This is a genomic window from Micromonospora sp. AMSO31t (genome assembly GCF_008868175.1).
GTDB lineage: Bacteria > Actinomycetota > Actinomycetes > Mycobacteriales > Micromonosporaceae > Micromonospora.
Genome location: NZ_WBKT01000079.1, coordinates 1 through 26,063 on the forward strand (window position 1 = coordinate 1; position 26,063 = coordinate 26,063).

23 protein-coding genes and 2 pseudogenes are annotated in these 26,063 nt (G+C 74.3%); 15 read left to right on the forward strand and 10 right to left on the reverse strand.

Features of this window, described 5'->3' with window-relative positions; translation table 11 throughout:
* Positions 1-203: pseudogene (locus F8274_RS31290) on the reverse strand (alpha/beta hydrolase); the annotation flags it as partial.
* A gap of 136 nt (positions 204-339) precedes the next feature.
* On the opposite strand from F8274_RS31290, the gene F8274_RS31295 reads away from it, so the two are divergent.
* Positions 340-516 carry a hypothetical protein gene (locus tag F8274_RS31295; protein WP_192579884.1) on the forward strand — a complete coding sequence of 59 codons (177 nt, stop codon included), beginning with the start codon at positions 340-342 and terminating at the stop codon, positions 514-516.
* Between the two features lie 87 nt (positions 517-603).
* On the opposite strand, the gene F8274_RS18295 is transcribed toward F8274_RS31295, so the two are convergent.
* The 3 genes from F8274_RS18295 to F8274_RS18305 form a co-directional block, all read right to left on the reverse strand.
* On the reverse strand, positions 604-1,716 hold the full coding sequence (locus F8274_RS18295; protein ID WP_151463612.1) for an acetate/propionate family kinase: 1,113 nt from the start codon (positions 1,714-1,716) through the stop codon (positions 604-606).
* On the reverse strand, positions 1,713-3,779 hold the full coding sequence (gene pta, locus F8274_RS18300) for a phosphate acetyltransferase (RefSeq protein ID WP_151463613.1): 2,067 nt from the start codon (positions 3,777-3,779) through the stop codon (positions 1,713-1,715). The genes F8274_RS18295 and pta overlap by 4 nt, the downstream gene beginning before the upstream one ends.
* 75 nt (positions 3,780-3,854) lie before the next feature.
* Positions 3,855-4,355, reverse strand: a complete 501-nt coding sequence (locus F8274_RS18305; protein WP_151463614.1) for a GNAT family N-acetyltransferase — start codon at positions 4,353-4,355, stop codon at positions 3,855-3,857.
* A 47-nt stretch (positions 4,356-4,402) separates the two neighbouring features.
* Between F8274_RS18305 and F8274_RS18310 the strand changes: the two genes are divergently transcribed.
* Positions 4,403-4,975, forward strand: a complete 573-nt coding sequence (locus F8274_RS18310) for a TetR/AcrR family transcriptional regulator (RefSeq protein ID WP_151463615.1) — start codon at positions 4,403-4,405, stop codon at positions 4,973-4,975.
* A gap of 15 nt (positions 4,976-4,990) precedes the next feature.
* On the opposite strand, the gene F8274_RS18315 is transcribed toward F8274_RS18310, so the two are convergent.
* The 5 genes from F8274_RS18315 to F8274_RS18335 all read right to left on the reverse strand — a co-directional run bounded on the left by F8274_RS18315 (position 4,991) and on the right by F8274_RS18335 (position 11,834).
* Positions 4,991-5,170 (reverse strand): DUF6104 family protein, encoded by a 180-nt coding sequence (locus F8274_RS18315; RefSeq protein ID WP_151463616.1) that lies wholly within the window; start codon positions 5,168-5,170, stop codon positions 4,991-4,993.
* Between the two features lie 92 nt (positions 5,171-5,262).
* On the reverse strand, positions 5,263-8,994 hold the full coding sequence (locus tag F8274_RS18320; RefSeq protein ID WP_151463617.1) for a multifunctional oxoglutarate decarboxylase/oxoglutarate dehydrogenase thiamine pyrophosphate-binding subunit/dihydrolipoyllysine-residue succinyltransferase subunit: 3,732 nt from the start codon (positions 8,992-8,994) through the stop codon (positions 5,263-5,265).
* Positions 8,995-9,250: 256 nt separating this feature from the next.
* A complete protein-coding gene (locus F8274_RS18325) occupies positions 9,251-10,078 on the reverse strand; it encodes an ABC transporter permease (protein WP_151463618.1) in 828 nt (275 codons plus the stop codon).
* Positions 10,075-11,013, reverse strand: coding sequence for an ABC transporter ATP-binding protein (locus F8274_RS18330; RefSeq protein ID WP_151463619.1), 939 nt, complete (start codon positions 11,011-11,013; stop codon positions 10,075-10,077). Before F8274_RS18330 ends, F8274_RS18325 begins: the two co-directional genes overlap by 4 nt.
* A 164-nt stretch (positions 11,014-11,177) precedes the next feature.
* Entirely contained in the window at positions 11,178-11,834 is a 657-nt protein-coding gene (locus tag F8274_RS18335; RefSeq protein ID WP_151463620.1) for a hypothetical protein, read from the reverse strand.
* Between the two features lie 174 nt (positions 11,835-12,008).
* On the opposite strand from F8274_RS18335, the gene F8274_RS18340 reads away from it, so the two are divergent.
* From F8274_RS18340 to F8274_RS18380, 9 genes are all read left to right on the forward strand, one after another.
* Positions 12,009-12,821, forward strand: a complete 813-nt coding sequence (locus F8274_RS18340) for a GNAT family N-acetyltransferase (protein ID WP_151463621.1) — start codon at positions 12,009-12,011, stop codon at positions 12,819-12,821.
* Positions 12,818-13,720, forward strand: a complete 903-nt coding sequence (locus tag F8274_RS18345; protein ID WP_151463622.1) for a 1-acyl-sn-glycerol-3-phosphate acyltransferase — start codon at positions 12,818-12,820, stop codon at positions 13,718-13,720. Before F8274_RS18340 ends, F8274_RS18345 begins: the two co-directional genes overlap by 4 nt.
* Before the next feature lie 110 nt (positions 13,721-13,830).
* Entirely contained in the window at positions 13,831-14,670 is an 840-nt protein-coding gene (locus F8274_RS18350) for a DUF4097 family beta strand repeat-containing protein (RefSeq protein ID WP_151463623.1), read from the forward strand.
* Complete coding sequence (locus F8274_RS18355) at positions 14,667-15,290, forward strand: PadR family transcriptional regulator (protein WP_151463624.1); 624 nt, start codon at positions 14,667-14,669, stop codon at positions 15,288-15,290. The genes F8274_RS18350 and F8274_RS18355 overlap by 4 nt, the downstream gene beginning before the upstream one ends.
* A 109-nt stretch (positions 15,291-15,399) precedes the next feature.
* Positions 15,400-16,101 (forward strand): response regulator transcription factor, encoded by a 702-nt coding sequence (locus F8274_RS18360; RefSeq protein WP_151463625.1) that lies wholly within the window; start codon positions 15,400-15,402, stop codon positions 16,099-16,101.
* The gene (locus tag F8274_RS18365; protein ID WP_151463626.1) at positions 16,098-17,651 is read left to right on the forward strand and encodes a HAMP domain-containing sensor histidine kinase; all 1,554 of its coding nucleotides are present in this window, start codon (positions 16,098-16,100) and stop codon (positions 17,649-17,651) included. The genes F8274_RS18360 and F8274_RS18365 overlap by 4 nt, the downstream gene beginning before the upstream one ends.
* A 62-nt stretch (positions 17,652-17,713) precedes the next feature.
* Positions 17,714-19,219 (forward strand): S1C family serine protease, encoded by a 1,506-nt coding sequence (locus tag F8274_RS18370; RefSeq protein WP_151463627.1) that lies wholly within the window; start codon positions 17,714-17,716, stop codon positions 19,217-19,219.
* A gap of 133 nt (positions 19,220-19,352) precedes the next feature.
* Positions 19,353-20,024, forward strand: coding sequence for a BON domain-containing protein (locus F8274_RS18375; RefSeq protein WP_151463628.1), 672 nt, complete (start codon positions 19,353-19,355; stop codon positions 20,022-20,024).
* Between the two features lie 75 nt (positions 20,025-20,099).
* Positions 20,100-21,218: a glycosyltransferase family 4 protein gene (locus F8274_RS18380; RefSeq protein WP_151463629.1), complete on the forward strand. Its 1,119-nt coding sequence runs from the start codon at positions 20,100-20,102 to the stop codon at positions 21,216-21,218.
* 4 nt (positions 21,219-21,222) lie between these two features.
* On the opposite strand, the gene F8274_RS18385 is transcribed toward F8274_RS18380, so the two are convergent.
* Positions 21,223-22,671 (reverse strand): serine/threonine-protein kinase, encoded by a 1,449-nt coding sequence (locus tag F8274_RS18385; RefSeq protein WP_151463630.1) that lies wholly within the window; start codon positions 22,669-22,671, stop codon positions 21,223-21,225.
* Positions 22,672-22,847: 176 nt separating this feature from the next.
* On the opposite strand from F8274_RS18385, the gene F8274_RS18390 reads away from it, so the two are divergent.
* From F8274_RS18390 to F8274_RS18405, 4 genes and pseudogenes are all read left to right on the forward strand, one after another.
* A complete protein-coding gene (locus tag F8274_RS18390) occupies positions 22,848-23,681 on the forward strand; it encodes a patatin-like phospholipase family protein (protein WP_151463631.1) in 834 nt (277 codons plus the stop codon).
* Positions 23,681-24,703, forward strand: coding sequence for a 1-acyl-sn-glycerol-3-phosphate acyltransferase (locus tag F8274_RS18395; protein WP_151463632.1), 1,023 nt, complete (start codon positions 23,681-23,683; stop codon positions 24,701-24,703). The genes F8274_RS18390 and F8274_RS18395 overlap by 1 nt, the downstream gene beginning before the upstream one ends.
* Positions 24,704-24,758: 55 nt before the next feature.
* Positions 24,759-25,079 carry a divalent-cation tolerance protein CutA gene (gene cutA / locus F8274_RS18400; protein WP_151463633.1) on the forward strand — a complete coding sequence of 107 codons (321 nt, stop codon included), beginning with the start codon at positions 24,759-24,761 and terminating at the stop codon, positions 25,077-25,079.
* Positions 25,080-25,126: 47 nt separating this feature from the next.
* Positions 25,127-26,063: pseudogene (locus F8274_RS18405) on the forward strand (hypothetical protein); the annotation flags it as partial.

Here is a 26,063-nt window from a genome sequence, read left to right on the forward strand (position 1 = left end):
CCCGCCTCCGCCGGGTACCAGACGGTGACCGGCAGCGGCCGGGGGCCGTCGGGGTCGACGACGAACTGGCGAACCCCCACGGCGTACGGCCGCAGCGGCGCCGGGCGGAAGGACGGGACCCGGTCGTCGGGGGCGGCCGCCGCCGGGCCGCAACCGGCCACCAGCGCCACCAGCAGCGCGGCGGTCGGCCGCTGCACCCTCACCCCCTCACGGTAGGCGGCCGGCTGGCCGGTCCGGCCCCGCCGACCGGGCCGACGCGCCTCCACCGCCCGGACCGGGGTGACCGTCACCGGCCCGGCGGGATCATCCGCGTCGCCCGGCTTCGCTAGGGTCACGCCCATGGCTGAGAACTACACCGACCCGAGTGGCAACACCGCGCAGTTCCGCGCCTTCGTGGACTCGCCCGAGAGCGCGTCGACGGCGGCCGGGACACCGTCCCGGCTGCCGCTGTTCGCCGGCATCGGCGTCGCTGCCGTCGTGGTGGTCGCCCTCATCGTCTGGCTGGCCCTGGGCTGATCCCCTTCGCGCGTTGACCATGAGGTTGACGGTGCGGATCGCCTGAGTTCGTGCCGCCAACCTCATGATCAACGAGGCGGACGCCGGTCAGAGGTCGAGCACGTCCCGGGTCTGCCGGGCGATCTCGCGCTCCTCGTCCGTGGCGACCACGCAGACCGTGACCTCGGCGCCGTCGGGGGAGATGACCCGGTCGCCGGCGCCGGCGTTGCGCGCCGGGTCCACGGCGATGCCGAGCCGGTCCAGGCCGGCCAGCGCCGCGGCGCGGACCGGGGCGGCGTGCTCGCCGACCCCGGCCGTGAAGGTGACCGCGTCGACCCGCCCGAGCAGGGCGTAGTACGCGCCCACGTACCCGGTGATCCGGCGGCGGTAGACGTCGAACGCGAGCGCGGCGGCCGGGTCGCCGGCGTCCCGGCGGGCCAGCACCCCGCGCATGTCGTTGACCCCGGTGAGCCCGAGCAGGCCACTGCGGTGGTTGAGCAGGTCGTCGATGTCGTCCACGCCCATGCCGGCCTCGCGGCGCAGGTGGAAGATGATCGTCGGGTCGAGGTCGCCGCTGCGGGTGCCCATGACCAGGCCCTCCAGCGGCGACATGCCCATCGAGGTGGCCACGCTCCGCCCGCCCTGGACCGCGCAGGCGCTCGCCCCGTTGCCCAGGTGCAGGGTGATGGTGTTCAACTCGCCGTACGGCCGGTCGAGCAGTTCCGCCGTGCGCCGCGAGACGTACGCGTGCGAGGTGCCGTGGAAGCCGTACCGGCGCACGCCGTACCGTTCGGCGACCTGCCGGTCGATGGCGTAGGTGGCGGCGGCCTCGGGCAGCGTGTGGTGGAACGCGGTGTCGAAGACGGCGACCTGGGGGGTGTCCGGCAGCGCCTCCCGGGCCACCCGGATGCCGGCCAGGTTCGCCGGGTTGTGCAGCGGTGCGAGCGGGACGAGGTCCTCGATGGCCGCGACCACCGCGTCGTCGATCCGCACCGGCGCGCTGAACTTGCGCCCGCCGTGCACCACCCGGTGCCCCACCCCGGTCAGCCCCGCCAGGTCGAGCCCCTCGATGATCTGCCGCACCGCGCTCTCGTGGTCGGCCGGCCCGCCGCCCGGCTCGCCGACCCGCTCGAGGGTGCCCTTGTCGCGGACCTCGTCGCCGTCGTAGAGCCGGTACTTGACCGACGAGGACCCGCAGTTGAGGACCAGGATCCGGCTCATTCCGACTCCCCGGCGGCGGCCTGGATGGCGGTGATCGCCACCGTGTTGACGATGTCCGGCACGGTGGCCCCCCGGGACAGGTCGTTGACTGGCCGGCGCAGGCCCTGCATGACCGGGCCGACCGCCACCGCGCCGGCCGAGCGCTGCACCGCCTTGTAGGTGTTGTTGCCGGTGTTCAGGTCCGGGAAGATGAACACCGTGGCCCGCCCCGCCACCGGGCTGTCCGGCAGCTTGGTGGCCGCGACCTGCGGGTCGATCGCCGCGTCGTACTGGATCGGGCCCTCCACGAGCAGCTCCGGCCGGCGCTCCCGGACCAGCTTGGTGGCCGCCGCGACCTTCTCCACGTCGGCCCCGAAGCCGGAGTCGCCCGTCGAGTAGGACAGCATGGCCACCCGCGGCTCGATGCCGAACCGGGCGGCCGTGTCGGCCGAGGAGACGGCGATGTCGGCGAGCTGGGCGGCGTCCGGGTCGGGGTTCACCGCGCAGTCGCCGTAGACCAGCACGCGGTCGGCGAGCAGCATGAAGAACACGCTGGAGGCGACCGAGACGCCCGGCACGGTCCGGATGATCTCGAAGGCCGGCCGGATGGTGGCCGCCGTGGTGTGGGTGGCCCCGGAGACCATGCCGTCGGCGCGGCCGGTCTGCACCATCATGGTGCCGAAGTAGTTGGGCTGGGCCACGATGTCGTGCGCCAGCTCGACGGTGACGCCGCGGTGCGCGCGCAGCTCCGCGTAGACGGCGGCGAACTCGTCCCGCCACTCGCTGGCGACCGGGTCGACCACCTGCGCGTCGCCGATGTCGATGCCCAGCTCGCGGGTGCGCCGCGCCACCTCGTCGGGGCGGCCGAGCAGGGTCAGGTCGGCGACGCCCCGGCGCAACAGCACCTCCGCGGCGCGGAGGATGCGCTCCTCGGTGCCCTCGGGCAGCACCAGCCGGCGGCGCTGCCCGCGGGCCCGGTCGATGAGGTCGTTCTCGAACATCAGCGGGGTGACCCGCTCGGACCGGCTGACCCGCAGCCGGCGGGCCAGGTCGACGGTGTCCACGCACCGTTCGAAGGCGCCCAGCGCGGCCTCCACCTTGCGGGGGTTCGCCACGCTGGGCCGGCCCTCGATGCGGCTGGACGCCGCGACCGTGTCGTAGCTGTCGCTGGTCACCGAGAGCACGGCCAGCCCGGTGTTCAGCGCCTCGAACAGCCGCATCGCCCGTGGGTCGGGTTGCTCGCCGAGGGTGAGCACGAGGCCGGCCAGGGAGACCTGCCCCGCCACGTGCGCGGCGCCCGCCGCCACGAGCAGGTCGTCCCGGTCGCCCGGGGTGATCACCAGCGCCCCGTCGGTGAAGTGGTCCAGCAGGGTGGGCACGTGCGCGGCGCCGACCACGTAGTCGAGCACGTCGCGATCCAGCGCGGCCTGGTCACCGGCGAGCAGGGTGGCGCCGAGCGCCGCCGAGACCTCCGCCACCGTCGGCGCCGACACGGTCGGCACCTCCGGAATGGCGTACGCGGGGACGGGCAGCTCGGGCAGCGTCATCGGCCCGGGGACGCGGTTGGCGACCACCGCCACCACGGTCGCCCCCAGGTCCTCCAGGTCGTGGTACGCCCCGCGCAGCGCGGCCGCGATCGCCTCGGGCGGCTGCCCGAACCCGTCCACCACGGGCACCACCACGCTGCTGAACTCGGTCGCCAGCCGGGCGTTGAACGCCAGCTCGCGGGCGCCCGCGCCGTCGCCGTCGGCGAAGTCGCTGCCCACCACGACCACCGCGGGGCAGTGCCGCTCGACCGCCCGGTAGCGGGCCACGATGCGGGCGATCAGCTCCTCCCGGCGGCCGTCCGCGACCAGGGCGGCGGCCTCGGCGTAGGTCGCGCCGTGCAGCTCGTCGACCGGCAGCCGCACCCGGTAGCGCTCGGTGAGCAGGGCGAGGATCGGGTCGGGGCGCTGACCGGAGACCAGCGGCCGGAAAGCGCCGATCCGTTCGACCTGCCGGGACAGCAGCTCGGCCAGCCCGAGCGCGACCGTCGACTTGCCCCCGCCCGACCCCACGCTGGTCAGGTACACGCTGCGCGCCACGACCTCACGCTACAAGATCGCGGGGTGCCTCGCCCGGGTCCTCCGGCCCGTCATCCCGGCCGCGGTAGCGGCGGCTCAGGCGGCCGGGGCCAGCTCCCGTTCGTACACCTGCCCGGTCAGCTCCGTGCCGAAGCTGTGGTGGGTCTCCTCCTCGACCAGGCGGAAGCCCCGGGAGAGGTAGATCCGGCGGGCGGCGACCAGGGGGTGGTTGGTCCAGAGCCGGATGCGGGCGTATCCCGCCCGCCGGGCGAAGGCCAGGCACTCGTCGACCAGCCGCTCGCCGAGCCGCCGTCCCCGGGCCGCCGGGTCGACCAGCAGGATGCGCAGCTGGGCCGTCCGCTCGTCGGCCGCCACGCAGAAGACGCAGCCGGCCCGCTCGCCGTCGACCTCGGCGATCCAGGCGGCCTCCCGGGCCGGGTCGTGGCCGGCCGCGTAGTCGGCGACGATGCGCGCCACGAGCGCCTCGAAGCTGGTGTCCCAGCCGAACTCGGCGGCGTACGTCTCGCCGTGTGCCAGCACCACCCAGCCGAGGTCGCCGGGACGGCCCAGCGGACGAATGAGGATCTCCGCGCTCATCGAACCCTCCACTACTGAAACGGTCGTTTCAGTGGCAGAGTAGCGCCGTGAGCCAGCACGAGCGACCCCCCAGCGCCCGGCGCGACGAACTCCTGGAACAGGCGTACCGGTACGCCCTGGCGCACGGGCTGGCCGAGCTGTCGCTGCGCCCGCTCGCCGCCGCCGTCGGGTCCAGCCCCCGGGTCCTGCTGTTCCTGTTCGGCTCCAAGGACCAGCTCATCCGTGCCCTGCTCGGCCGGGCCCGGGCCGACGAGCTGGCCGCGCTCCGGGCGGCTCGGGCGGCGGGCGGCGGCGACGACCTCGCCGCGGCGGTGCGCGCCACGTGGGGCTGGCTCGTGGACCCCGCGCACCGGCCGATGCTGGTCCTCTGGGTCCAGGCGTACGCCCGCTCGCTCAGCGAGCCGGACGGGCCGTGGGCGGGATTCGCCCGGCAGACGGTGGAGGACTGGCTCGGGCTGCTGGGCGGGATCGACGGCGGGACCGCCGGCGGCACCGATGCGGCCCTCGGCCTGACAGTGCTGCGCGGCGCCCTGCTCGACCTGCTGGCCACCGGCGACGTCGAACGGGCGACGGCGGCCGTCGAGCGCTACCTGTCCCTGATCGGGTCGCCGGCCCGCTGAACGCGGCGCGGCGGCCTACTCGTCGTCCTCGTCGTCCAGCCGCGCCAGCCAGGTGGCGAACCGCTCGATCGGGGTCTCGAACTCCGGGTTCAGGTCGACGAAGTCACGGAGCCGCTCGCCGAGCCACTCCAGGCTGACCTGCTCGTCGCCCCGGCGTTGGACCAGTTCCTCGATGCCACGGTCGGTGAAGTACATGTGCGTCCTCTCGCGGAGAAGGGGCCGCCACACCGACGAAGGGCAGCGGCCGTCGTGCGGTCGCTGCCCCTCGTGCCGGCGGTGCGGTCAGGTCACGGGCGGGGGAGAGCCGCCTCGATCAGCGCGTTCTGCTCGACCTCGTGCATCTTCGCCGAGCCGACCGCCGGCGCGGCGGCGGCCGGGCGCGAGATGCGGCGCAGCCGGACCTCGGGCAGGTGCTCCAGCAGGTTGAGCGCGACGAACGACCAGGCGCCCTGGTTGGCCGGCTCCTCCTGGACCCAGGCGAAGTCCTCGGCGTTCGGGTACTGCGACAGGGCGGCCCGGACCTCCTCGACGGGCAGCGGGTAGAGCTGCTCCATCCGCAGGATCACCGTGTCGGTCACGCCCCGCTCCTGCCGGGCCTGGAACAGGTCGTAGTAGACCTTGCCCGAGCAGAGCAGCACCCGCTTCACCTGCTCCGGCGCCGGAGCGGCGGTGTCGGCCAGCACCGGCTGGAAGGTGCCCGTGGTGAAGTCCTCCACCTGCGACACGCAGAGCTTGTGCCGCAGCAGCGACTTCGGGGTGAACACCACCAGCGGCTTGCGCTTCGGCGACAGGGCCTGACGGCGCAGCAGGTGGAAGTAGCTCGCCGGGGTGGTCGGGATGGCCACCCGCATGTTGTCCTCGGCGCAGAGCTGGAGGAACCGCTCCGGGCGACCGGAGGTGTGGTCCGGGCCCTGGCCCTCGTGGCCGTGCGGCAGCAGCAGGGTGACCGCGGAGCGCTGGCCCCACTTCACCTCGCCCGACGAGATGAACTCGTCGATCACCGACTGGGCGCCGTTGACGAAGTCACCGAACTGGGCCTCCCAGGCGACCAGCGCGTTGATGTTCTCCACCGAGTAGCCGTACTCGAAGCCCATGGCCGCGTATTCGGAGAGCAGCGAGTCGTGCACGAAGAAGCGGGACCGCTCGCCGTCGGCGGTGAGCGACTTCAGCGGCAGGTAGTCGTCGCCGGTCTTCGCATCGACCACCGACGCGTGCCGCTGGACGAAGGTGCCACGGCGGGAGTCCTGCCCGGCGAGCCGGACGGTGACCCCGTCGTGCAGCAGCGCGCCGAACGCGATGATCTCGCCGAAGCCCCAGTCGATGCCGCCCTCGACGGACATCTTGCGCCGCCGCTCCAGCAGTTGCTGGATCCGCTTGTGCGGGGTGAAGCCCTCCGGCAGGTTGACGTGCGCCTCGCCGATCGCCTTGACCACGGCGGCGTCGGTGGCGGTGTCGACCTGCGGCTCCGGCTCGTCCTCACGGCGCGGCCGGCTGAGCTGGCGCGGCGTGGTGGCGGCGTCCCGGGTGGCCTTGAAGACCCGCTCCAGCTGCGACTGGTAGTCGCGCAGCAGCTCCTCCGCGTCCTCCACGGTGATGTCGCCCCGCCCGATGAGCTCCTCGGTGTAGAGCTTCCGGACCGACCGCTTCGAGTCGATGATCTTGTACATCTGGGGGTTGGACATCGACGGGTCGTCGCCCTCGTTGTGGCCGCGCCGGCGGTAGCAGACCATGTCGATCACGACGTCCTTGTTGAACGCCTGCCGGTACTCGAAGGCGAGCCGGGCCACCCGGACGACGGCCTCGGGGTCGTCGCCGTTGACGTGGAAGATCGGCGCCTGGATCATCCGGGCCACGTCGGTGCTGTAGAGGCTGGACCGGCTGTATTCCGGGGCGGTGGTGAAGCCGACCTGGTTGTTGACCACCACGTGCACGGTGCCGCCGGTGCGGTAGCCGCGCAGCTGGGACAGGTTGAGGGTCTCGGCGACCACGCCCTGGCCGGCGAAGGCCGCGTCACCGTGCACCGCCAGCGGCAGCACGGTGTAGCCCTCCAGCTTGAGGTCGATCCGGTCCTGCTTGGCCCGGACGATGCCCTCCAGCACCGGGTCCACGGCCTCCAGGTGCGACGGGTTCGCCACCACCGACACCTTGACCGCGTGCGCGCCGTCCGGGGTGGTGAATTTGCCGTTCTGGCCGAGGTGGTACTTCACGTCGCCCGAGCCCTGGGTCGAGCGCGGGTCGAGGTGCCCCTCGAACTCGGAGAAGATCTTCTCGTACGGCTTGCCGACGATGTTGGCCAGCACGTTGAGCCGGCCGCGGTGGGCCATGCCGATCACGACCTCGTCCAGGCCGCCCTCGGCGGAGCACTCCAGCACCTCACCGAGCAGCGGGATCAGCGACTCGCCGCCCTCCAGCGAGAAGCGCTTCTGGCCGACGTACTTGGTCTGGAGGAAGGTCTCGAACGCCTCGGCGGCGTTGAGCCGGTTGAGCACGTGCTTCTGCTCGTCCGCGCTGGGCTTCTCGTACTTGCGCTCGACCCGCTCCTGGATCCAGCGCCGCTCCTCCGGGTCCTGGATGTGCATGTACTCGATGCCGACGCGGCGGCAGTAGGAGTCGCGCAGCACGCCGAGGATCGAGCGCAGCTTCATCCGCTGCCGGCCGGCGAAGCCGTTGACCGGGAACACCCGGTCCAGGTCCCACAGGGTCAGCCCGTGCTGGAGGACGTCCAGGTCGGGGTGCTTGCGGATCTTGAACTCGAGCGGGTCGGTGTCGGCCATCAGGTGGCCGCGCACCCGGTACGCGTGGATCAGCTCGTGCACCCGCGCGGTCTTGTTGATCTGGCCCTCGGAGTCGACGGCCACGTCCTGCACCCAGCGCACCGGCTCGTAGGGCAGGCGCAGCGAGGTGAAGATCTGGTCGTAGAAGCCGCGCTCGCCGAGCAGCAGCTCGTGCATCACCTTGAGGAACTCGCCGGACTGCGCGCCCTGGATGATCCGGTGGTCGTACGTGCTGGTCAGCGTGATGATCTTGCTGACCGCCAGGTCGGCCAGGGTCGCCTCGCTCATGCCCTGGTAGGGCGCCGGGTATTCCATGGCGCCGACGCCGACGATGGCGCTCTGGCCCTGCATGAGGCGCGGGATCGAGTGGACCGTGCCGATGCCGCCCGGGTTGGTCAGCGAGATCGTGGTGCCGGAGTAGTCCTCCATGGTCAGCTCGTTGCGGCGGGCGCGCCGGACCACGTCCTCGTACGCCTGCCAGAACTGCCGGAAGTCCATCTGCTCGCAGCCCTTGATGGAGGGCACCACCAGGTTGCGGGAGCCGTCCGGCTTGGCCAGGTCGATGGCGATGCCCAGGTTGACGTGCTCGGGGCGGACCATCGCCGGCTTGCCGTCGACCTCGGCGAAGGAGTTGTTCATCTCCGGGTGCTCGACAAGCGCCCGGACCATCGCGTAGCCGATCAGGTGCGTGAAGCTCACCTTGCCGCCGCGGCCGCGGGCCAGGTGGTTGTTGATCACGATGCGGTTGTCCACCAGCAGCTTCGCCGGCACCGCGCGGACGCTGGTCGCGGTCGGCACGGCGAGCGAGGCGTCCATGTTCTGCACGATCTTGGCGGCGACCCCGCGCAGCGGGGTGGTGCCCGCGGCGCTCGCGGTCGGCGCCTTGGCGGCCGGCTTGGCCGGGGCGGCCTTCTTCGCCGGGGCCGGCTCCGGAGCCTTCGCCGCCGGCTTGGCGGCCGGCTTGGCCGGCGCGGGCTTGGCGGCGGGCTGCTGGGTGACCGTGGCGACGGCCTCCTGCTGCTCGGCCGGCTCGGGACGGACGGCCGGGGCGGCCTGCGCGGCCTGGGCCTCGGGCCGCGGGGTGGCGGCGCCGGGCGCCGGACGGTAGTCGGCGAAGAAGTCGTGCCAGGCCGAGTCGACGCTCGAGGGGTCGGCGAGATAGCGCTGGTACATCTCCTCGACGATCCACTCGTTCGGGCCGAAACCCGCCAGTGGGTTCTCCTGCGAAGTCTGCTGGGTCGACACGGCCGCTAATCGCCTCTTTCACGCGGTTGTGAATGTCACGCGGGCGCCCCCGGGCCCGTCTCCGGGCGCACGAGAGACGGGTCCCAGGCTACGCCGTGCGATCGACGCAGGCATTCTCGCCTCCGGCTGGTGGTCCGTTTCACAGAAGACGCCAGAAGTTCGGCAAACGCTGCGTGTCCCGTCCACTCCTGCTAGACAGTGGCGGCCCCGGCCGGTGACGCAGGGTCACCGGCCGGGGCCGTGTCGGGTAGCCGACTCAGGAGATGTCGCGGCGCCGGATGGTCAGCACGCCGATCACGCCGGTCAGCACGGCGTAACCGATCAGCACGGCGGCGCCGGCCCAGCGTGGCGGGTTGCCGGGAATCTGGGTGTCGCCGCTCACCATCAGGCCGGACGCCAACGACGGCACCAGCAGCTGGAGCTTGTTGATCCAGTCGCCGAAGCGCTGGGCCAGCAGGCTGATGGCGATGGCGGCGCCGATGGTGCCGCCCAGGTAGAGCAGGATCCCGGTCACCGTGGCCCCGATCTGGCTCCGGATCAGGACGCCGAGGCCGACGCCGAGCACGGACCAGAGCAGGTAGGCCAGGCCGTTCAACGCCATCGCCCGCCAGACCGCCCCGCTGCCGAGCTGCGTGCCGACGTCCGTGGCGTTGAGGACCAGCGGTGCGAAGATCAGGTTGAGCACGGTGGTGCCCACCCAGAACACCAGCGCCAGCACGCCGGCGGCGGCCAGCTTGGCCAGCATCACGGCGGTGCGGTGGGGCGCCGTGAGGAACGTGGTGGTCACCGTCTGGTGGAAGAACTCGCTGGTCACCACCACGATGCCGAGCAGCATCACGATGAGCAGGCCGAAGAACTGCCCGTTGGTGTAGAGGTTGGCCGCCAGGTTGTCCGCGGCCCCGGCCGCCTGCAACGTGTCGGCCTGGTCGGCCGGCACATCGCCCACGTTCCCGCTGGTGAGGGCGTCGGTCTGCAACCAGTTGAAGAGCAGCGCGAGCGCCCACAGCGGCACCGTGATCAGCGCGAAGATCCACCAGGTGTTGGTGGAACGGATCTTGAGGAGCTCGGATCGGACCAGGTTCATCGGATCTCCGCCTTTCCGGCCGTCAGCTCCAGGAAGACCCCTTCGAGGTCGGGGCGTTCGGTGGTCAGCTCGTGCAGCTCCACCTTGGCGGCCAGGGCCACCCGGCCGACCGTCGGCGCGTCCGCCCCGCTCACCAGCAGCGCGCCGTGCCCGTCGGCGTCCACCGTGGCCGCCTGCTCGCGCAGCGCCGCGGTCAGCTCGTCGGCCTGCGGGGTGCGCACCCGCACCCGGGCGCCGTGCGTCATCGACGCCATCACCTGCTCGACCGGGCCCTGCCGGACCAGCTTGCCGGCCGCGATGATGACCACGTCGTCGGCGAGCAGCTGCATCTCGGAGAGCAGGTGGCTGGAGACCAGCACCGTGCGCCCCTCGGTGGCCAGCCCCTTGAGGAAGCCGCGCATCCAGCGGATCCCCTCCGGGTCCAGGCCGTTGGCCGGCTCGTCGAGGATCAGCACCCGCGGGTCACCGAGCATGGCGGCCGCGATACCGAGCCGCTGCTTCATGCCCAGCGAGTAGCCCTTGAACTTCCGCTTCGCGGCCGGGGTCAGCCCGACCAGGGCGAGCGCCTCGTCGGCCCGCTGGCGGGGCAGGCCCGCCGCCGCGCAGATCACCCGCAGGTGGTTGATCCCGGTGCGGCCCTTGTGCGCGCTGGACGCCTCCAGGACCGCGCCCACCGTGCGCAGCGGGTCGGGAAGGTCGGCGTACCGGCTGCCGCCGATGGTGGCCTCACCCGCGGTCGGCGTGACCAGGTTGAGCAGCATGCGCAGGGTGGTCGTCTTCCCGGCGCCGTTCGGGCCGAGGAAGCCGGTGACCCGCCCCGGCTGGACGGTGAAGGACAGGTTGTCCACCGCCCGGACGTTCTTGTATACCTTCGTCAGCCCGGACACCACGATCTGGCCGGTCCCGGCACTGGGGCTTGGCTGCCCGTCGGACATCGTTCTCCTCTCCTGCCCCGGCGGGCTCGACGCACGCCGGTGGGGGCGCCGTTGCGGGGGCGCCGTGCACAGCCTTCCAACCCGGCGCAAGAGGGTCAATCAGGCGGGATGCGTACGCCCTCCTCCCCCGGGGGCAGGAGCGGATCATCCGCAGGGAGGAGAGGTCAGGCCGGCGGCAACGCGATCCAGGTTGCCCGCGCCTGCCCGAGCAGCGCCCCGTCCGGCCCGTAGAGGCTGGAGTGCACCTCGGCCTTGCGTCCCGCGCCGCCGACCATCGCCCCGGTCACCACGCACTCGTCGCCGGGGCGCGGCAGGGCCGTGACCTGCGCGGCGATCCGGCCCAGGACGTACGGGCGGCCGGGCGCGATCACCGCCCAGCCGCCGGGGCAGTCCAGCGCCGCCCACACGGTCGCCGGCACCACCTCGGCCGGCGCCCGGAACGGCGCGGCCGTCCGCCCGTCCGGCAGCCGGCCCGGGAAGATCCGCAGCCCCGCCGGGTTCGCCGGCCCGCAGACGTAGCAGCCGGGGAAGGGATGGTCCACGAGACCCGGGTACGTCGTGGCGGCCGCCTCGGCCGTCGGCCGGTCCACCGGCGGGACCACGGCGTCGACCGGCTCGACCCGGCGTACCTGGGCGATCACCTGGCCGTCCGGGTCGCGGACATCGCCGTCCGTCGCGGTCAGCGGGGTCTCCAGCGGCGGCGGCCGGCGCAGCGTGACCTCCACCGGGCCCCGGTCGTCCACCGCGGCGGCGAAGATCCCGGCGCTCCAGCCGCCGTTGCCCGAGCCGTCCGGTCCGTGGAAACGGGACTCGATGATCACGTGACACCTCCCGGGGCTCCGGCGGCCGGCCTCGTCGCCGGTCCGCCCGGGCAGCCTCGCACGCCGGTGCCGGCCCGGCGCAGGTGAGGGGCGTGCCGGAGCGCCGACCGGCGTTCACCGGATCGACACCCCTCAGCCCCGGGGCCGGCACCCGGGCACCTTACACAGATACCCATGGCCGTTCTGCACGCCGCTGGCGCACCCCTCACGACCAGCGGATACACCCTGCTGATCGCCGACGACCCGACCCTGGTCGCGGCCGCGCAACGCCTGCGCCACGAGGTGTTCGCCAGCGAACTCGGCGCCACCCTGCACCCGGGGGCCGCCGGGCTCGACACCGACGAGTTCGACGCGCACTGCGACCACCTGGTCGTGCTGCGCGAGGGCACCGACGAGGTGGTCGGCACCTACCGGCTGCTGCCGCCCGGACGCACCGACCGCCGGTACGCCGACGGCGAGTTCGACCTGACCCCGCTGGCCCCGCTCCGCGACGGCCTGGTCGAGGCGGGCCGGTCCTGCGTGCACCCGGACCACCGCTCCGGCGCCGTGATCAACCTGATGTGGGCCGGGATCACCCGCTACCTGCACCTGCGCGGCTCCCGGTGGCTGGGTGGCTGCGCCTCGGTGCCGCTGGCGGACGGCGGGATCGCCGCCGCCGAGGTGTGGTCCCAGGTCACCGCGCGGCACCTGGCCCCGCCGCCGCTGCGCGTGACGCCCCGCCGTCCCTGGTTCGCCGAGCCGGCCGCCGCCGGCCCCGGCCGGTCGCCCGACGGCTCCGGGTCGCGGCCCGGCCAGCTGGAGTTGTCGCCCGCCGAGCGACGCGCGCTCGTCCCGCCGCTGCTCCGCGGCTACCTGCGCCTCGGCGCCTGGGTCTGCGGTGAGCCGGCCTACGACCCGGACTTCGCCTGCGCCGACTTCTACGTGCTGTTCTCCCTGGACCGGATGAACCCGCGCTACCTGCGGCACTTCCTGGGCGGGGCGGCGTGACCGGCGACGGGGGGCTCTGGCGTCCCGCGTCGGGCTGCGGGCCGGGCTGCCTGCCGGCGGCCGCGCCGGACGTGTCGCTGCCGCGCCGGGTGGGGCGCCTGCTCGGCGTACTCGGGATGCTGGTGGCTGGGGCCGGCCTGGCCGCGCTGCTGCCGCTGCTGCCGGCCCGCGACCGGCGGGCCGCCCTGCGCGGCTGGGCCCGGGGCACGCTGCGCGCCCTCGGCGTGCGGCTGGCGGTGCGGGGCCGGCTGCCGCGCCCGCCGGCGCTGCTGGTCGCCAACCACGTCTCCTGGCTGGACATCCTCGCGGTGCTCGCGGTCTCCCCGGCTCGGATGCTGGCGAAGCGGGAGGTCCGCGACTGGCCGGTGCTGGGCCCGCTGGCCGCCGCGGCCGGTACGGTCTTCGTCGACCGGTCCCGGCCGCGCGATCTGCCGGCCACCGTCGGCCGGGTGGCCGGCGCGCTGCGTGCCGGCCACTCCGTGGCGGTGTTCCCGGAGGGCACGACCTGGTGCGGCGCGGCGGCCGGCTGCCGGCCCGGCCGGGGCTTCCGCCCGGCGGTGTTCCAGGCCGCGGTGGACGCGGGCGCGCCGGTGGTCCCGCTCCGGCTCGCCTACCGCTACGCGGGCGACGCGAGCACGCTGCCCGCCTTCCTCGGCGAGGAGACGCTCTGGGCGTCGGTCCGCCGGGTGCTGGGCGCGCGGGACCTGAGCGTCGGCGTGACGGTGGCCGCCGCGCTGCACCCGGCCGCCGGGGCGGACCGGCGGCTGCTGGCCCGGGCGGCCGAGTCGGCGATCCACCTGACCCCGGTCCGCGCGCCCGCCGCCCGGCGCCCGGCGACCGGCGCGCGGGTGGTCCGGCAGGTGGCGCCGGTCGGGGCGGAGCTGGACCTGGCGGCCTGACTCATACGCGACACAGTCGCGACAGTCTTGTTCAGTCGCGATGTATCGCGTTATGCTTCCCCCGTCACTCGACGCGCCGCCGACCGGCGCGTCACCGAGGGGAGGACGCCATGACCACCTGGATGGTCGACAGCCCGCAACGGCTCACCCTGGACGAGCCGGTCACCCGGCTGGACGTCCGCCTCGTGAGCGGCCGGCTCAACGTGGTCGCCACCGATGGACCGGCCCGGGTCGACGTCACCCGGATCAGCCGCCAACCGGTCCGCGTCGAGCTGCGCGACGGCCGGCTCACCGTCGGCCACGAGCGGATGCCCCGCTGGCCCGGGGTGCTCTGGTGGCTGGGCCAGCTCGGCCGCCGCTTCCGGGCCGAGGTCTCCATCGCCGTCCCCGCGCACGTGCTGGCCGACCTTCAGCTGGTGGACGGCTCGCTGGTCGCCTCCGGCCTGCGCCGGGACACCCGGGTCAACGTCACCTCCGGGCAGGTCACCCTCATGGGGCTGCGCGGTCACACCTCCGCGAAGGTCACCTCCGGTCCCGTCGAGGCGCTCGGCGTCGGCGGCGACCTCACCCTGGAGACGGTCTCCGGCGAGCTGATCCTCGCCGACAGCGCGCCCGAGCGGGTGCGCGCCCACGCCGTCTCCGGGTCGATCACCTGCGACCTGGACAACCCGCGGGGCAGCGACATCCGGCTCAGCGCCATCTCCGGCAGCATCACGGTCCGGGTCCGGGAGGACAGCGACCTCACCGTCCACCTGCACACCACCTCCGGCCGGATCACCAGCGGCTTCCCCCAGCTCTGCGGCGGCCAGCACGGGTTCGGCGCCGTGAAGGACAGCCACGGGGTGCTCGGCGGGGGCGCCGGTAAGCTCTGGGCGTCCGCGACATCCGGCAGCATCGCGCTGCTCGCCCGTCCCGTCGGGGACGCCGACGACGTGGAGGAGCTGCCGTGACCGCCGTGTTCAGTCACGGGCGGCTCCGGCTCTACCTGCTCAAGCTGCTCGACGACGGCCCGAAGCACGGCTACGAGCTGATCCGCCTGCTGGAGGACCGCTTCCTCGGCCTCTACGCGCCCAGCGCCGGCACCATCTATCCCCGGCTGCAACGGCTGGAGGTGGAGGGGCTGGTCAGCCACACCGCCGCCGGTGGCCGCAAGGTCTACGAGATCACCGAGGCGGGCCGGACCGAGCTGCGGCAGCGCGCCGACGAGCTGGCCACCCTGGAATCCGACATCACCGCCTCCGTCGAGGACCTCTCCGCGCTGGCCGGCGAGATCCGCACCGAGGTACGCGGCTCGGTGCGCGACCTCAAGCGGGAGCTGCGCGAGGCGGCCCGGCAGACCCGGCAGGCCCGCTGGGCGCCCCCGCCGCCCACGACCCGCCCGCCGAGCAACGGCGGCCCGGGCCGGACCGCCGAGTCGCCCCTGCTGGCCGAGTTCGACAAGCGGCTGGCCGCGTTCACCGTCGAGGTCGGCGCGCTGGTGCGGGCCGGCCGGCTCACCGACACCCAGCTCCGCACGGCCATCCGCCTGCTCGACGGGGCCCTGGAGGGGCTCCGCCGGCTGCTCCGCTAGGGCGCGACGCCGCGGGTGTCTCGCACGGGGGAGACACCCGCGGCGGCTCACAGGTTGTTTCCAGGATCCACCCAGCGCGGGCGCAGCCGGGGCGCGGATGATGGATGCCATGGTGGCTACCCAGACCGAGGCGCGACTGCTCGTCGTCGAGGACGATCCCAACATCCTCGAACTGCTCTCCGCGAGCCTGCGCTTCGCCGGCTTCGACGTCGCCACCGCGACCAGCGGCAGCGCGGCGATCAACGCCGCCAAGGACCACCGGCCCGACCTGGTCGTGCTCGACGTGATGCTGCCCGACCTGGACGGCTTCGAGGTCATCCGGATGCTCCGCGAAGGCGGCACGCGCACCCCGGTGGTCTTCCTGACCGCCCGGGACGCCACCGACGACAAGATCCGCGGGCTGACCCTGGGCGGCGACGACTACGTCACCAAGCCGTTCAGCCTGGAGGAGCTGACCGCCCGGATCCGGGCCGTGCTGCGGCGCACCGCCACCGGCGAGCACGCTCCCTCCCGGCTCACCTTCGCCGACCTGGAGCTGGACGAGGAGACCCACGAGGTGCACCGCGCCGGGCAACGGGTGCAGCTCTCGCCCACCGAGTTCAAGCTGCTGCGCTACCTCATGCTCAACGCCAACCGGGTGCTCTCCAAGGCGCAGATCCTCGACCACGTCTGGAACTACGACTTCCGCGGCGACGACAACATCGTCGAGTCCTACATCTCGTACCTGCGGCGCAAGGTCGACAACACCCAGCCCCGGCTGATCCACACCCTGCGCGGGGTCGGTTACGTGCTGCGCAAGCCGGCGGCGTGAACGCCGTCCACGACGCGAAGGGCCGGCTGCGCAGCATCCCGCTGCGGGTGAAGCTGGTCGCCTCGGTCCTCGCGCTGGTCGCCGCGGCGCTGGTGGTGATCAGCTCGCTCACCGCGTTCTTCCTGCACAGCTACCTGGTCGGGCGGGTGGACGACGAGCTGACCTCGTACCTCGCCCGGGTCGAGGGCTCGCTTCCCAGCGCCTCCGCCACCGAGAACGCGCTGCCGAGCGACTACATGGTGGTGGTCGCGAGCCAGCGGGCCGGCGGCGGCAACCTCGCCTACGACCAGTCCCTGAAGCGGGAGGACCTGCCCGGCTCGCTCAACCAGCTGTCCTGGTACCAGCAGCACGCGAACCAGGGCGCCTTCACCACCGACGCCGCCGACAAGAACCTGCGCTGGCGGGTGGTGATCAAGGAGATCGACAACGGGCAGTACATCGCGGTCGGGCAGAACATGATCGACATCGACATGGCCGTGAAGCAGCTCGTCTGGATCGACCTGCTGGTGGGCGGGGCCGTGCTGATCATCCTGGCCTCGGTCGGGGCGGGCATCGTGCGTACCAGTCTCAAGCCCCTCGTGGAGATCGAGCGGACCGCGGCGGCCATCGCCGGCGGTGACCTGACCCAGCGGGTGCCCGACCCCGAGGAGGGCCGGCCCTGCCCGACCTCCGAGCTGGGCCGGCTCTCCCGGGCGCTGAACGCCATGCTCGCCCAGATCGAGGCGGCGTTCACGGCGCGGGCCGCCTCCGAGGCGGCGGCGCGCAGCGCCGAGGTGAGCGCCCGGGACGCCGCCGCCTCCGCGCAGGCGTCCGAGGCGCGGGCCCGCCGCTCCGAGGAGCGGATGCGGCAGTTCATCGCGGACGCCTCGCACGAGCTGCGCACCCCGCTGACCACCATCCGGGGCTTCGCCGAGCTGTACCGGCAGGGCGCGGCCCGGGAGCCGGACCAGACCGCCGGGCTGCTGCGCCGGATCGAGGACGAGGCCTCGCGGATGGGCCTGCTCGTCGAGGACCTGCTGCTGCTGGCCCGGATGGACCGGGAGCGGCCGATCGCGCTGGCGCCGGTCGAGCTGCCGGTGCTCGCCTCGGACACGGTCCAGGCCGCGCGGGCCGTGGAGCCGGACCGGGGCATCGCCCTGGAGATCGAGCCCGGGGCCGGCCCGCTGGTGGTGCTCGGCGACGACGCCCGGCTGCGCCAGGTGATCGGCAACCTGATGACCAACGCGCTCACGCACACCCCGCCGGACGCCGCGGTGACCCTGCGGCTGCGGGCGGAGCCGGGGAACCTGGCCGTGGTGGAGGTGGCGGACACCGGCCCGGGCCTCACGCCCGAGCAGGCCGAGCGGGTGTTCGAGCGGTTCTACCGGGTGGATGCGGCGCGCACCCGGCGGGCGGGCGGGCCGACCAGCACCGGGCTCGGGCTGGCCATCGTCGCCGCGCTGGTGGCCGCGCACCACGGCGCCGTCGAGGTGGCCGAGACGCCGGGCGGCGGCGCCACCTTCCGGGTGAAACTGCCGCTGCTGCCCGAGGCGCCCGAGCCCGGCGAGTGACTTTCAGAAAACATTCAGGGGGGTTCCAGCATGGTCGCAGTGCCGAGGGAGAAGGTGGAGTCATGACCGACCACGAAACCGATCCGCAGCGGTCGCCGGTTCCCGCCGACGCCGAGCCGTCGCATCCGACCGCCGAGCTGCCCCGCGCCGGGAGTGGGCAGCCGGACACCACCGTCACCCCGGCCGCCGCGCCGGTTCCGGCCGACTCCCCGGCCGCCGGAACCACCGGCCCCGCCGGGCGCACCGAGGCGGCCACGCCCGCCAGCCCGTACGCGCCGCCGGCGGCCACGCCGTACCCGGTCTCCGGGCAGCCGCAGCAGCACCCCTGGTACGGGGCGCAGCAGCAGGGCGGCTGGGCGCACCAGGGCGGCACCGGCTACGCGCCGCAGGCCGCCGGGCCGGTCCCGCCGTACCAGACGCACCAGCAGCACCAGCCGTACCAGGCCGGGCAGCAGCCGTACCCGCAGCACCAGGCCGGGCAGCCGGCCCCGCCGTGGGGCCCGCAGCAGCCGGCGCGGCCCAGCCGGGCCGGGAAGTTCATCGGCGCCGGGGCGCTCGCGCTGGCCCTGATGCTCGGCTCCGGCGTGGCCGGCGGCGCGCTCGCCCTCGCGCTCGACGGCGACGGGACGGTGACCCGCACCTACTCGGCCGCTCCCGTGCTCAACAGCGCCGACCTGCCGAAGATCGCGGCCGCCGTCCAGGACAGCATCGTCACGATCATGACGGACAGCGGTGAGGGCTCCGGGGTGATCCTCAGCGCCGACGGGTACGTGTTGACCAACAACCATGTGGTCGCCTCCGCCAGCGGGGACACGGTGAAGGTCGTCTTCGCCGACGGCAAGACCGCCCAGGCGAAGATCGTCGGCACCGACCCGAAGACCGACCTGGGCGTGGTCAAGGCCAGCGGGGTGAGCGGCCTGAAGGCGGCCAAGTTCGGCGACAGCGACGGCATGCAGGTCGGCGACCAGGTGCTCGCCCTGGGCAGCCCGCTCGGCCTCCAGGGCTCCGTCACCGCCGGCATCCTGAGCGCCCGTGACCGCACCATCCAGGCCGGCGAGGGCGGCCAACAGCAGGCCCCGCAGCAGGGCGCCAGCTCGATCTCCGGTCTGCTCCAGACCGACGCCCCGATCAACCCGGGCAACTCCGGCGGCGCGCTGGTCAACACCCGCGGCGAGGTGATCGGCATCAACACCGCCATCGCCACGGCCGGGCAGGGCAGCAACGGCAACATCGGGGTCGGCTTCGCCATCCCGAGCAACAAGGCCAAGGACGTCGCCGAGAAGCTCCAGCGCGGCGAGAAGGTCAGCCACCCGTCCCTCGGGGTCAGCGTGACCGGCGCCGAGGACGGCGGCGCGCTGGTCTCCGACGTGGTCGCGGGCAGCGCCGCCCAGAAGGCCGGGCTCCAGCGCGGCGACGTCATCACCAAGTTCGGCGACAAGGTGGTCAACGACTCCAACGACCTGGTCGGCGCCGTGCAGGCCGGCAAGGTCGGTGACCGGGTCGAAGTCCAGTTCAAGCGGAACGGTTCGGCCCAGACGGCAACCGTGACGCTCGCCGAGACGTCCTAACACCAGACCTGCCTCCTCCACGGGCGGCGGGTGACGGAGCCAAGGGGGTTGGTTCCGTCACCCGCCGCCTATTTTCGTTCCTCACCCGGTCCGGGTGAGTTGGGCTCACCCCGTCGGGCGGCACCCTCGGGGCATGACGACCACCTCCGCCGTCCGCACCGACCAGGACATCCAGCGGGACGTGCTCGCCGAACTCGACTGGGACGCGCAGACCCGGCCGACCGAGATCGGGGTGACCGTCGCCGACGGCGTGGTCACGCTGACCGGCCAGGTGGACAGCTACGCCCGGCGCTGGGCCGCCGAGCGCTGCGCGCACCGGGTCCGCGGGGTCCGCGCGGTCGCCAGTGACCTGGACGTGGAGCTGCCGGTCACCGACGAACGCGCCGACGCCGACATCGCGATCGCGGCCAGCCGGGCCCTGGAGTGGGACAGCTTCGTCCCCGCGGAGCGCCTGGACCTGACGGTCGCCGACGGCTGGGTGATGCTCCGCGGCGAGGTGGAGTACGGCTTCCAGCGCCGCACGGCCGAACGGGAGCTGCGCCGGCTGCGGGGCGTACGCGGGGTGACCAATCTCGTCGAGGTGCGCCCGCCGACCCCGCCCAGTGACGAGCAGAACCGCCGCGACCTGCAACGCCTGCTGCTCCGGCGGACCGGCACCGAGCGCATCGAGGTGCGGGTCAGCGGCGACACGGTGGTGCTCGACGGGGTGGTCCGCTCGTGGTGGCAGCGGGAGGAGGCGGAACGGGCGGCCTGGGCCACGCCGGGCGTGCGCGAGGTGCACGACCGGATCGTGGTGGCCGGCTGAGCCGCCGTTTACCGCTCGGAGCGTCGGGAAACCGCCGCCGGTCACGTACGCCGGGGGACCCATCGGGGAGGACTCGTGGCCGTGAACCAGCCGCCGTCGCACCATGCCCGGGCCGGGCACCTGCGGATCGCCATGGTGGTGCCGCCGTGGCTGTCCGTGCCGCCGGCCGGCTACGGCGGCCTGGAGCACCTGGTGGCCGGGCTCGTCGACGCCCTGGTGGACCGCGGGCACGCGGTGACCCTGTTCGGCGCCGGCCGGGAGAACGGCACGGCCGGTGACTTCGTCTCCACCTGCGCGGACCTCCAGTTCCACCGGCTCGGCGAGTCGCTGCCCGAGCTGGCCCACCTGGCCCACGTCAACCGGCTGGTCGACCCGGCCGACTTCGACCTGGTGCACGACCACAGCACCATCGGCCCGCTGCTCGCCGGCCGCCGCCGGGTGCCCACGGTGGCCACCGTGCACGGCAACCCGGTGGGCGAGTACGGCACCGTGCTGAGCAACACCGACGAGGGGGTGGGCCTGGTGGCGATCTCGCACGCCCAGCGCCAGGCCAACCCGGACCTGCCGTGGGTGGGCACGGTGCACAACGCGATGGCGCTGCGGGAGGTGCCGCGCAAGCGGGGCGCCGGCCGCGGGCCGGTGCTCTGGCTGGCCCGGTTCAGCCCCGACAAGGGCCCCGACGTGGCGATCCGGGCCTGCCGGGAGGCCGGCCTGCCGCTCACCCTGGCGGGCAAGTGCAACGAGCCGGCCGAGCGCCGCTACTTCGAGCAGGTGGTCGAGCCGCTGCTGGGGGCGGACGTGACCGTGGTGCTCAACGCGGACCGGGAGGCCACCCAGCGGCTGCTGTACGACGCCCGCTGCCTCATCATGCCGATCCAGTGGGCGGAGCCGTTCGGCATGGTGATGGTGGAGGCGATGGCGACCGGCACGCCGGTGGTGGCGCTGCGCCGGGGCGCCGTGCCGGAGCTGGTCCGGGACGGGCTGACCGGGTTCGTCCGTGACCGCGCGGACGAACTGCCGGCCGCGCTGCGCGACGTCTCCGGTCTCGATCCGGCCGACTGCATCATGCACGTGGCGCAGCACTTCTCGGTCGAGCGGATGGCCGCCGGTTACGAGGCGGTCTACCGGAGCTTCCTCGCCGACCGGGCCGCGTTCGCCGGGCGGCCCGAGGCCGCGCCGGTCGCTGCCGGCTGACCCCTCAGGTGCGTCCCGTCGCCAGGTCCGCGGCGGCGGCGTCGAGCTGGCGGGCGTACCCGGGGCTGATGCTGCCCTCGCGCCGGCGGTCGGCGATCTTGTCGCGGAGCCGGTCCACGGCGCCGGTCAGCGCGCCCTCGCCGGTCGCGGCGCTGGCGTTGCGCAGCAGGTTGCGCAGGTCCACGCCCACGTCGTCGCGGATCTGGCCGGCCGCCAGCCCGGCGTCGATGAGCCCCTCCACCCGGTGTGCCGCCTCGACCACGTCGCCGCCGGCGGGCGGGGTCGGCGCGCCGGTCGCCGGCGGCCGGCCGGTGGGGCCGGGCGGCGGCGTGGTGGCCGGCGCGTCCGAGCTCGGCGTCGCGGTGGACGGAGCCACCGCCGGCCCGGCGGTGGGCGACGACCGCGACGGCGCCCGCTCGTCCGGCAGCAGGGCGGGCACCAGCAGCGCGGCGCCGGTGACCACCACCACCCCGGCCGCCACGAGGGGCAGCGCCCGGCGGCGGGACGTCGGGGCGGCGACGGGCGCGGGAGCCGCGGGCTCGGCCGGCGGTCGCGGCGGGGCGGGCGGCGCCGGCAGGGTCACGGTCGGGGACAGCATGGTGGCGGCCTGCGGGTCGGCGGGCAGCAGCTGGTCGCGGAGCACGGCCGCCACCTGGTGCGCGGTGGGCCGGCGCCGCGGGTCGCGGGCCAGGCAGCGCAGGCAGATCTCCGCGACCGGCGCGGGCAGCCCGGGTACGCCGTCCAGTGTGGGCGCGGCGTCCTCGGCCAGCGCCGCGCTGAGCTGCTCCCAGGTGTCCGCCGGGTACGGCGGCTGCCCGGTCAGCGTCTCGAAGAGCAGCACACCCAGCGAGTAGACGTCGGTGGCCGGCTGCGCCGGTGCCCCGTCCAGTCGCTCCGGCGCCACGTACGCCGGGGTGCCGAACGTGCCGCCGTCCTCGTCCTCGTCGGGCGCGCCGACCCGGGTGGCGATGCCGAAGTCGAGCACCTTCGCGCCGACCCGGGTCATCATGACGTTCGACGGGGTGATGTCCCGGTGCACGATGCCCAGCCGGTGCGCGGCGGCCACGGCCTCGGCCACCTGCGCGCCCGTCTCCACCGCCGCCGGCCAGGGCAGGGGCCCCTCGGTGAGCCGCTGGTCCAGTTCCTCGCCGCTGAGCAGCTCCATCACCACGAACGACGTGATCGAGCCGTCCGGCGCCACCGTCTCGCCGTAGTCGTGCACGGCGGTGACGTGCGGGTGGACGAGCTGGGCGGCGGAGCGGGCCTCCTCGCGCACCATGTCCCGGAACCGGGCGTCCGCGGCCAGCGAGGGGGCGAGCACCTTCACGGCCACCACCCGGTCGAGCACCTCGTCGCGGGCCCGCCAGATCACCGACATGCCGCCGGCCCCGATCTGGTCGATGAGCCGGTACCTGCGGGCCAGCAGCCGGCCGGCGTGCAGCGTCGCCTTCACATCGCACCTGCCTGGGCTTGGGAGCGCTATCAGGTTGCGGGAATGTGTCCGGCGTGTCAACGGGTGTCCGTTCTCCGGTCGCGTCCCGCGCCGCGCCGGTCGCGCGCCGTGACGTCCCGGCCGGCCCCGGCCGGCTCGACCGGGCGGACTGTGCGGCACGTGCCAGGATGAACGGCATGGCAGGCGGTCCGGTGGCGTTCGTGCTCGGCGGCGGGGGAGTGCTCGGCGCCGTCGAGGTGGGCATGCTCCGGGCCCTGTTCCGCGCCCGGATCCGGCCCGACATGGTGCTCGGCACCTCCATCGGCGCGGTCAACGGCGCCCTGGTCGCCGCCGACCCCAGCGAGGCGGTCACCGACCGGCTGGTCCGGCTCTGGGCGTCGCCCGAGGCGAGCGAGGTCTACGGCGACTCCGTCGCCCGGCAACTGCGCCGCTTCGCCGCGCGTACCCACCTGCACTCGCCCCGGCCCCTGCGCCGGCTGCTGGAGAGCGAACTGGGCGAGGACACCACCTTCGCCGACCTCAAGGTGCCGTTCCGCTGCTGCGCCGCGAACATCGAGCGCGCCGCCGAGCACTGGTTCCACAGCGGACCGGTGGTGCCGGCGGTGCTCGCCTCCGCCTCGGTGCCCGGGCTGCTGCCGCCGACCCAGATCGACGGCCAGCACTACATCGACGGCGGGGTGGTCAACTCGATCCCCGTCGGTGAGGCCGTCGCGGTCGGCGCGAGGAGGATCTTCGTGCTCCAGGTGGGCCGGATCGAGCGCGAACTGAGCCCGCCCCGCCGGCCCTGGGAAATCGCCCAGGTGGCGTTCGAGATCGCCCGCCGGCACCGGTTCGCCCGGGAGATGGCGGCGCTGCCCGAAGGGGTGGAGGTGCACGTGCTGCCGACCGGCGGCCTGGAGCCGCGCGACGACAGCCCCTGGGCGTACCGGGACATCGCGGCCGTGGGGCGGCGGATCAGCCGGGCGTACACGGCCTCCCGCCGCTACCTGGACACCGCGCTGGAACGCTGATGCCGCTGCCGCCGCGGTGGGTACGCCGGATGCTGCTCGCGCCCGGCGTGGTGCTGCTCGCCATCACCGTGGTGACCACCCTGCCGGCCTGGGCGCTGCTGGCCCTGGCCGCGTCGCCGCTGGTGCCGGGGCGGCTGCGCCCGCTGCGGCTGCTCTGGATCGGCACCGTCTACCTGATGTGGGACGCCGCCGCGCTGCTCGCCCTCTTCGTGCTCTGGCTGGCCTCGGGCTTCGGCGCGCGCAAGCGGTCGCCCGCCTTCCAGCGGGCCCACTACGTGCTCGCCGGCCACTTCCTGCGGGTGCTGTTCTGGCAGGCCCGCTGGACCCTGCGGCTGCGCATCGACGTGGTCGGCACCGACCCGGACACCGCCCTGCCCGGCCGGCCCGAGCTGGTGCTCTGCCGGCACGCCGGGCCGGGCGACTCGTTCATCCTGATCCACGCCCTGGTCAACTGGTTCCACCGCGAGCCCCGGATCGTGCTCAAGGAAGCCCTCCAGTGGGACCCGGCGATCGACGTCCTGCTCAACCGCCTGCCCAACCGGTTCATCGCGCCCGGACCGGACGGGCGGGAGTCGGCGATCCGGCAGGTCGGCCACCTCGCCACCGGCCTGGACGACGACGACGCGTTCGTGATCTTCCCGGAGGGGGGCAACTTCACCCCGAAGCGCCGGCTGCGGGCCATCGCCCGGCTGCGCACCCTCGGCCTGGAACGGATGGCGCTGCGCGCCGAGCGGATGCGGCACGTGCTGGCGCCGCAGCCGGGCGGGCTGCTCGCCGCCCTCGACGCCGCACCGGACGCCGGGGTGATCTTCGTGGCGCACACCGGGCTGGACCAGATGCTCACCGTCGCCGACGTGTGGCGCGAGCTGCCGATGGACAAGCGGATCGTGATGCGGTTCTGGTCGGTGCCGCCCGAGGAGGTGCCGGTCGGCAAGCAGGAGCGCATCGACTGGCTGTTCGACTGGTGGGCCCGGATCGACCGGTGGATCGCCGCCAACCGGGACGGGGTGGCCGCCGACTGACACCGGTTCGGTGCGTGTGCAGCGGACCGCCAGGAACGCCACGTAGGGTGCGCTGGTGGAGCAGATCTGTGTGGTGACGACGGTGGTGGACGCCCGCTCCGTCGCGGACGTGCTGGCGGCCGCGGCCGTCGCCGGCCGACTGGCGGCGTGCGCCCAGGTCGGCGGACAGGTCGACAGCACCTACTGGTGGCAGTCGGCGATCCAGACCACCGCCGAGTGGTCGGTCCAGTTCAAGACCGCGCCGGACCGGATGGACGCGCTGGTCGACCAGCTCCGCGCCAACCACCCGTACGAGGTGCCGGAGATCCTGGTCACCCGGGTGGAGAGCGGCAACCCTGACTACGCGGCCTGGGTGCACGAGCACACCCGCCCCTAGGTACGCCTACTCTGTCCGCCCGCCCCGCCGCTCAGGATGCTGGCGGGGTGGACAACACCGGCTACCCCTGCCCCGGCTGCGGCGCTCCCGCCGACCTCGCCTCCGGCTGTCCCGGTTGCGGCCGCCCGCCGTACCCGCCCGCCGCAGAGGTGGTCCGTCTGGACCGCGAGATCGCCGGGCTGGCCCCGCGGGTCGAGGCGGCCCGGGCCGCGTACCAGGAGCTGTCCGGCCGGCTGTCCACGGCCCGGCAGCAGCGGGCCGACCTGGCTGCCCGGATCCGGCTGGAGATCCCGGCGCCGCGCCCGGTCCCGGTCGTGCCGGCGGTGCGCCCGCAGCCGGCAGCGCCCCGCCCCGGTGGGGCGGAGACCTCCACCCGGGCCGTGCAGAGCCTGCTCTTCGTCCTCGGTGGACTGCTGCTCGGCACCGCGGCGGTGGTCTTCACGGCGGTCGCCTGGGCCGCGTTCGGTGTCGCGGGTCGGGCGTTGATCCTGCTGGCCTTCACCGCCCTGGCCCTCGCCGCGCCGCTGGTGGCCCGGGCGCGCGGGCTGCGCGGCACCGCCGAGACCTTCGCGGCGGTGGGCCTGCTCCTGGTGCTCCTCGACGGGTACGCCGCCTGGTCGGTGGACCTGTTCGGGGTGGCCGGCTGGCCGGGGAGCCGGTACGCCGCGCTGGTCGGGGGGATCGGCGCGGCGGTGGCGGCCGGGTACGCGCGCCTGAGCCGGCTGACCGTGCCCTGGTTCGCGGCGCTGCTGACCGCCCAGCCCGTGCTGCCCCTGGCCGCGGCGGCCGCCGAGCCGTCCGCCGCCGGCTGGGCGCTGGTCCTGACCGCGCTGGCGCTGGGCGACCTCGTGGTGGTGGTCGCCCTGCGCGGCCGGGTCGGCTCGACCGGCCCGGTGGCCGGCGCGGGGGCCGGGTCGGCCGGCCCGTCGGGCGCCGGCGCCGGGGTCGGGTTGGCCGGCGGGGGGCCGGCCGCCGCACCGCCCC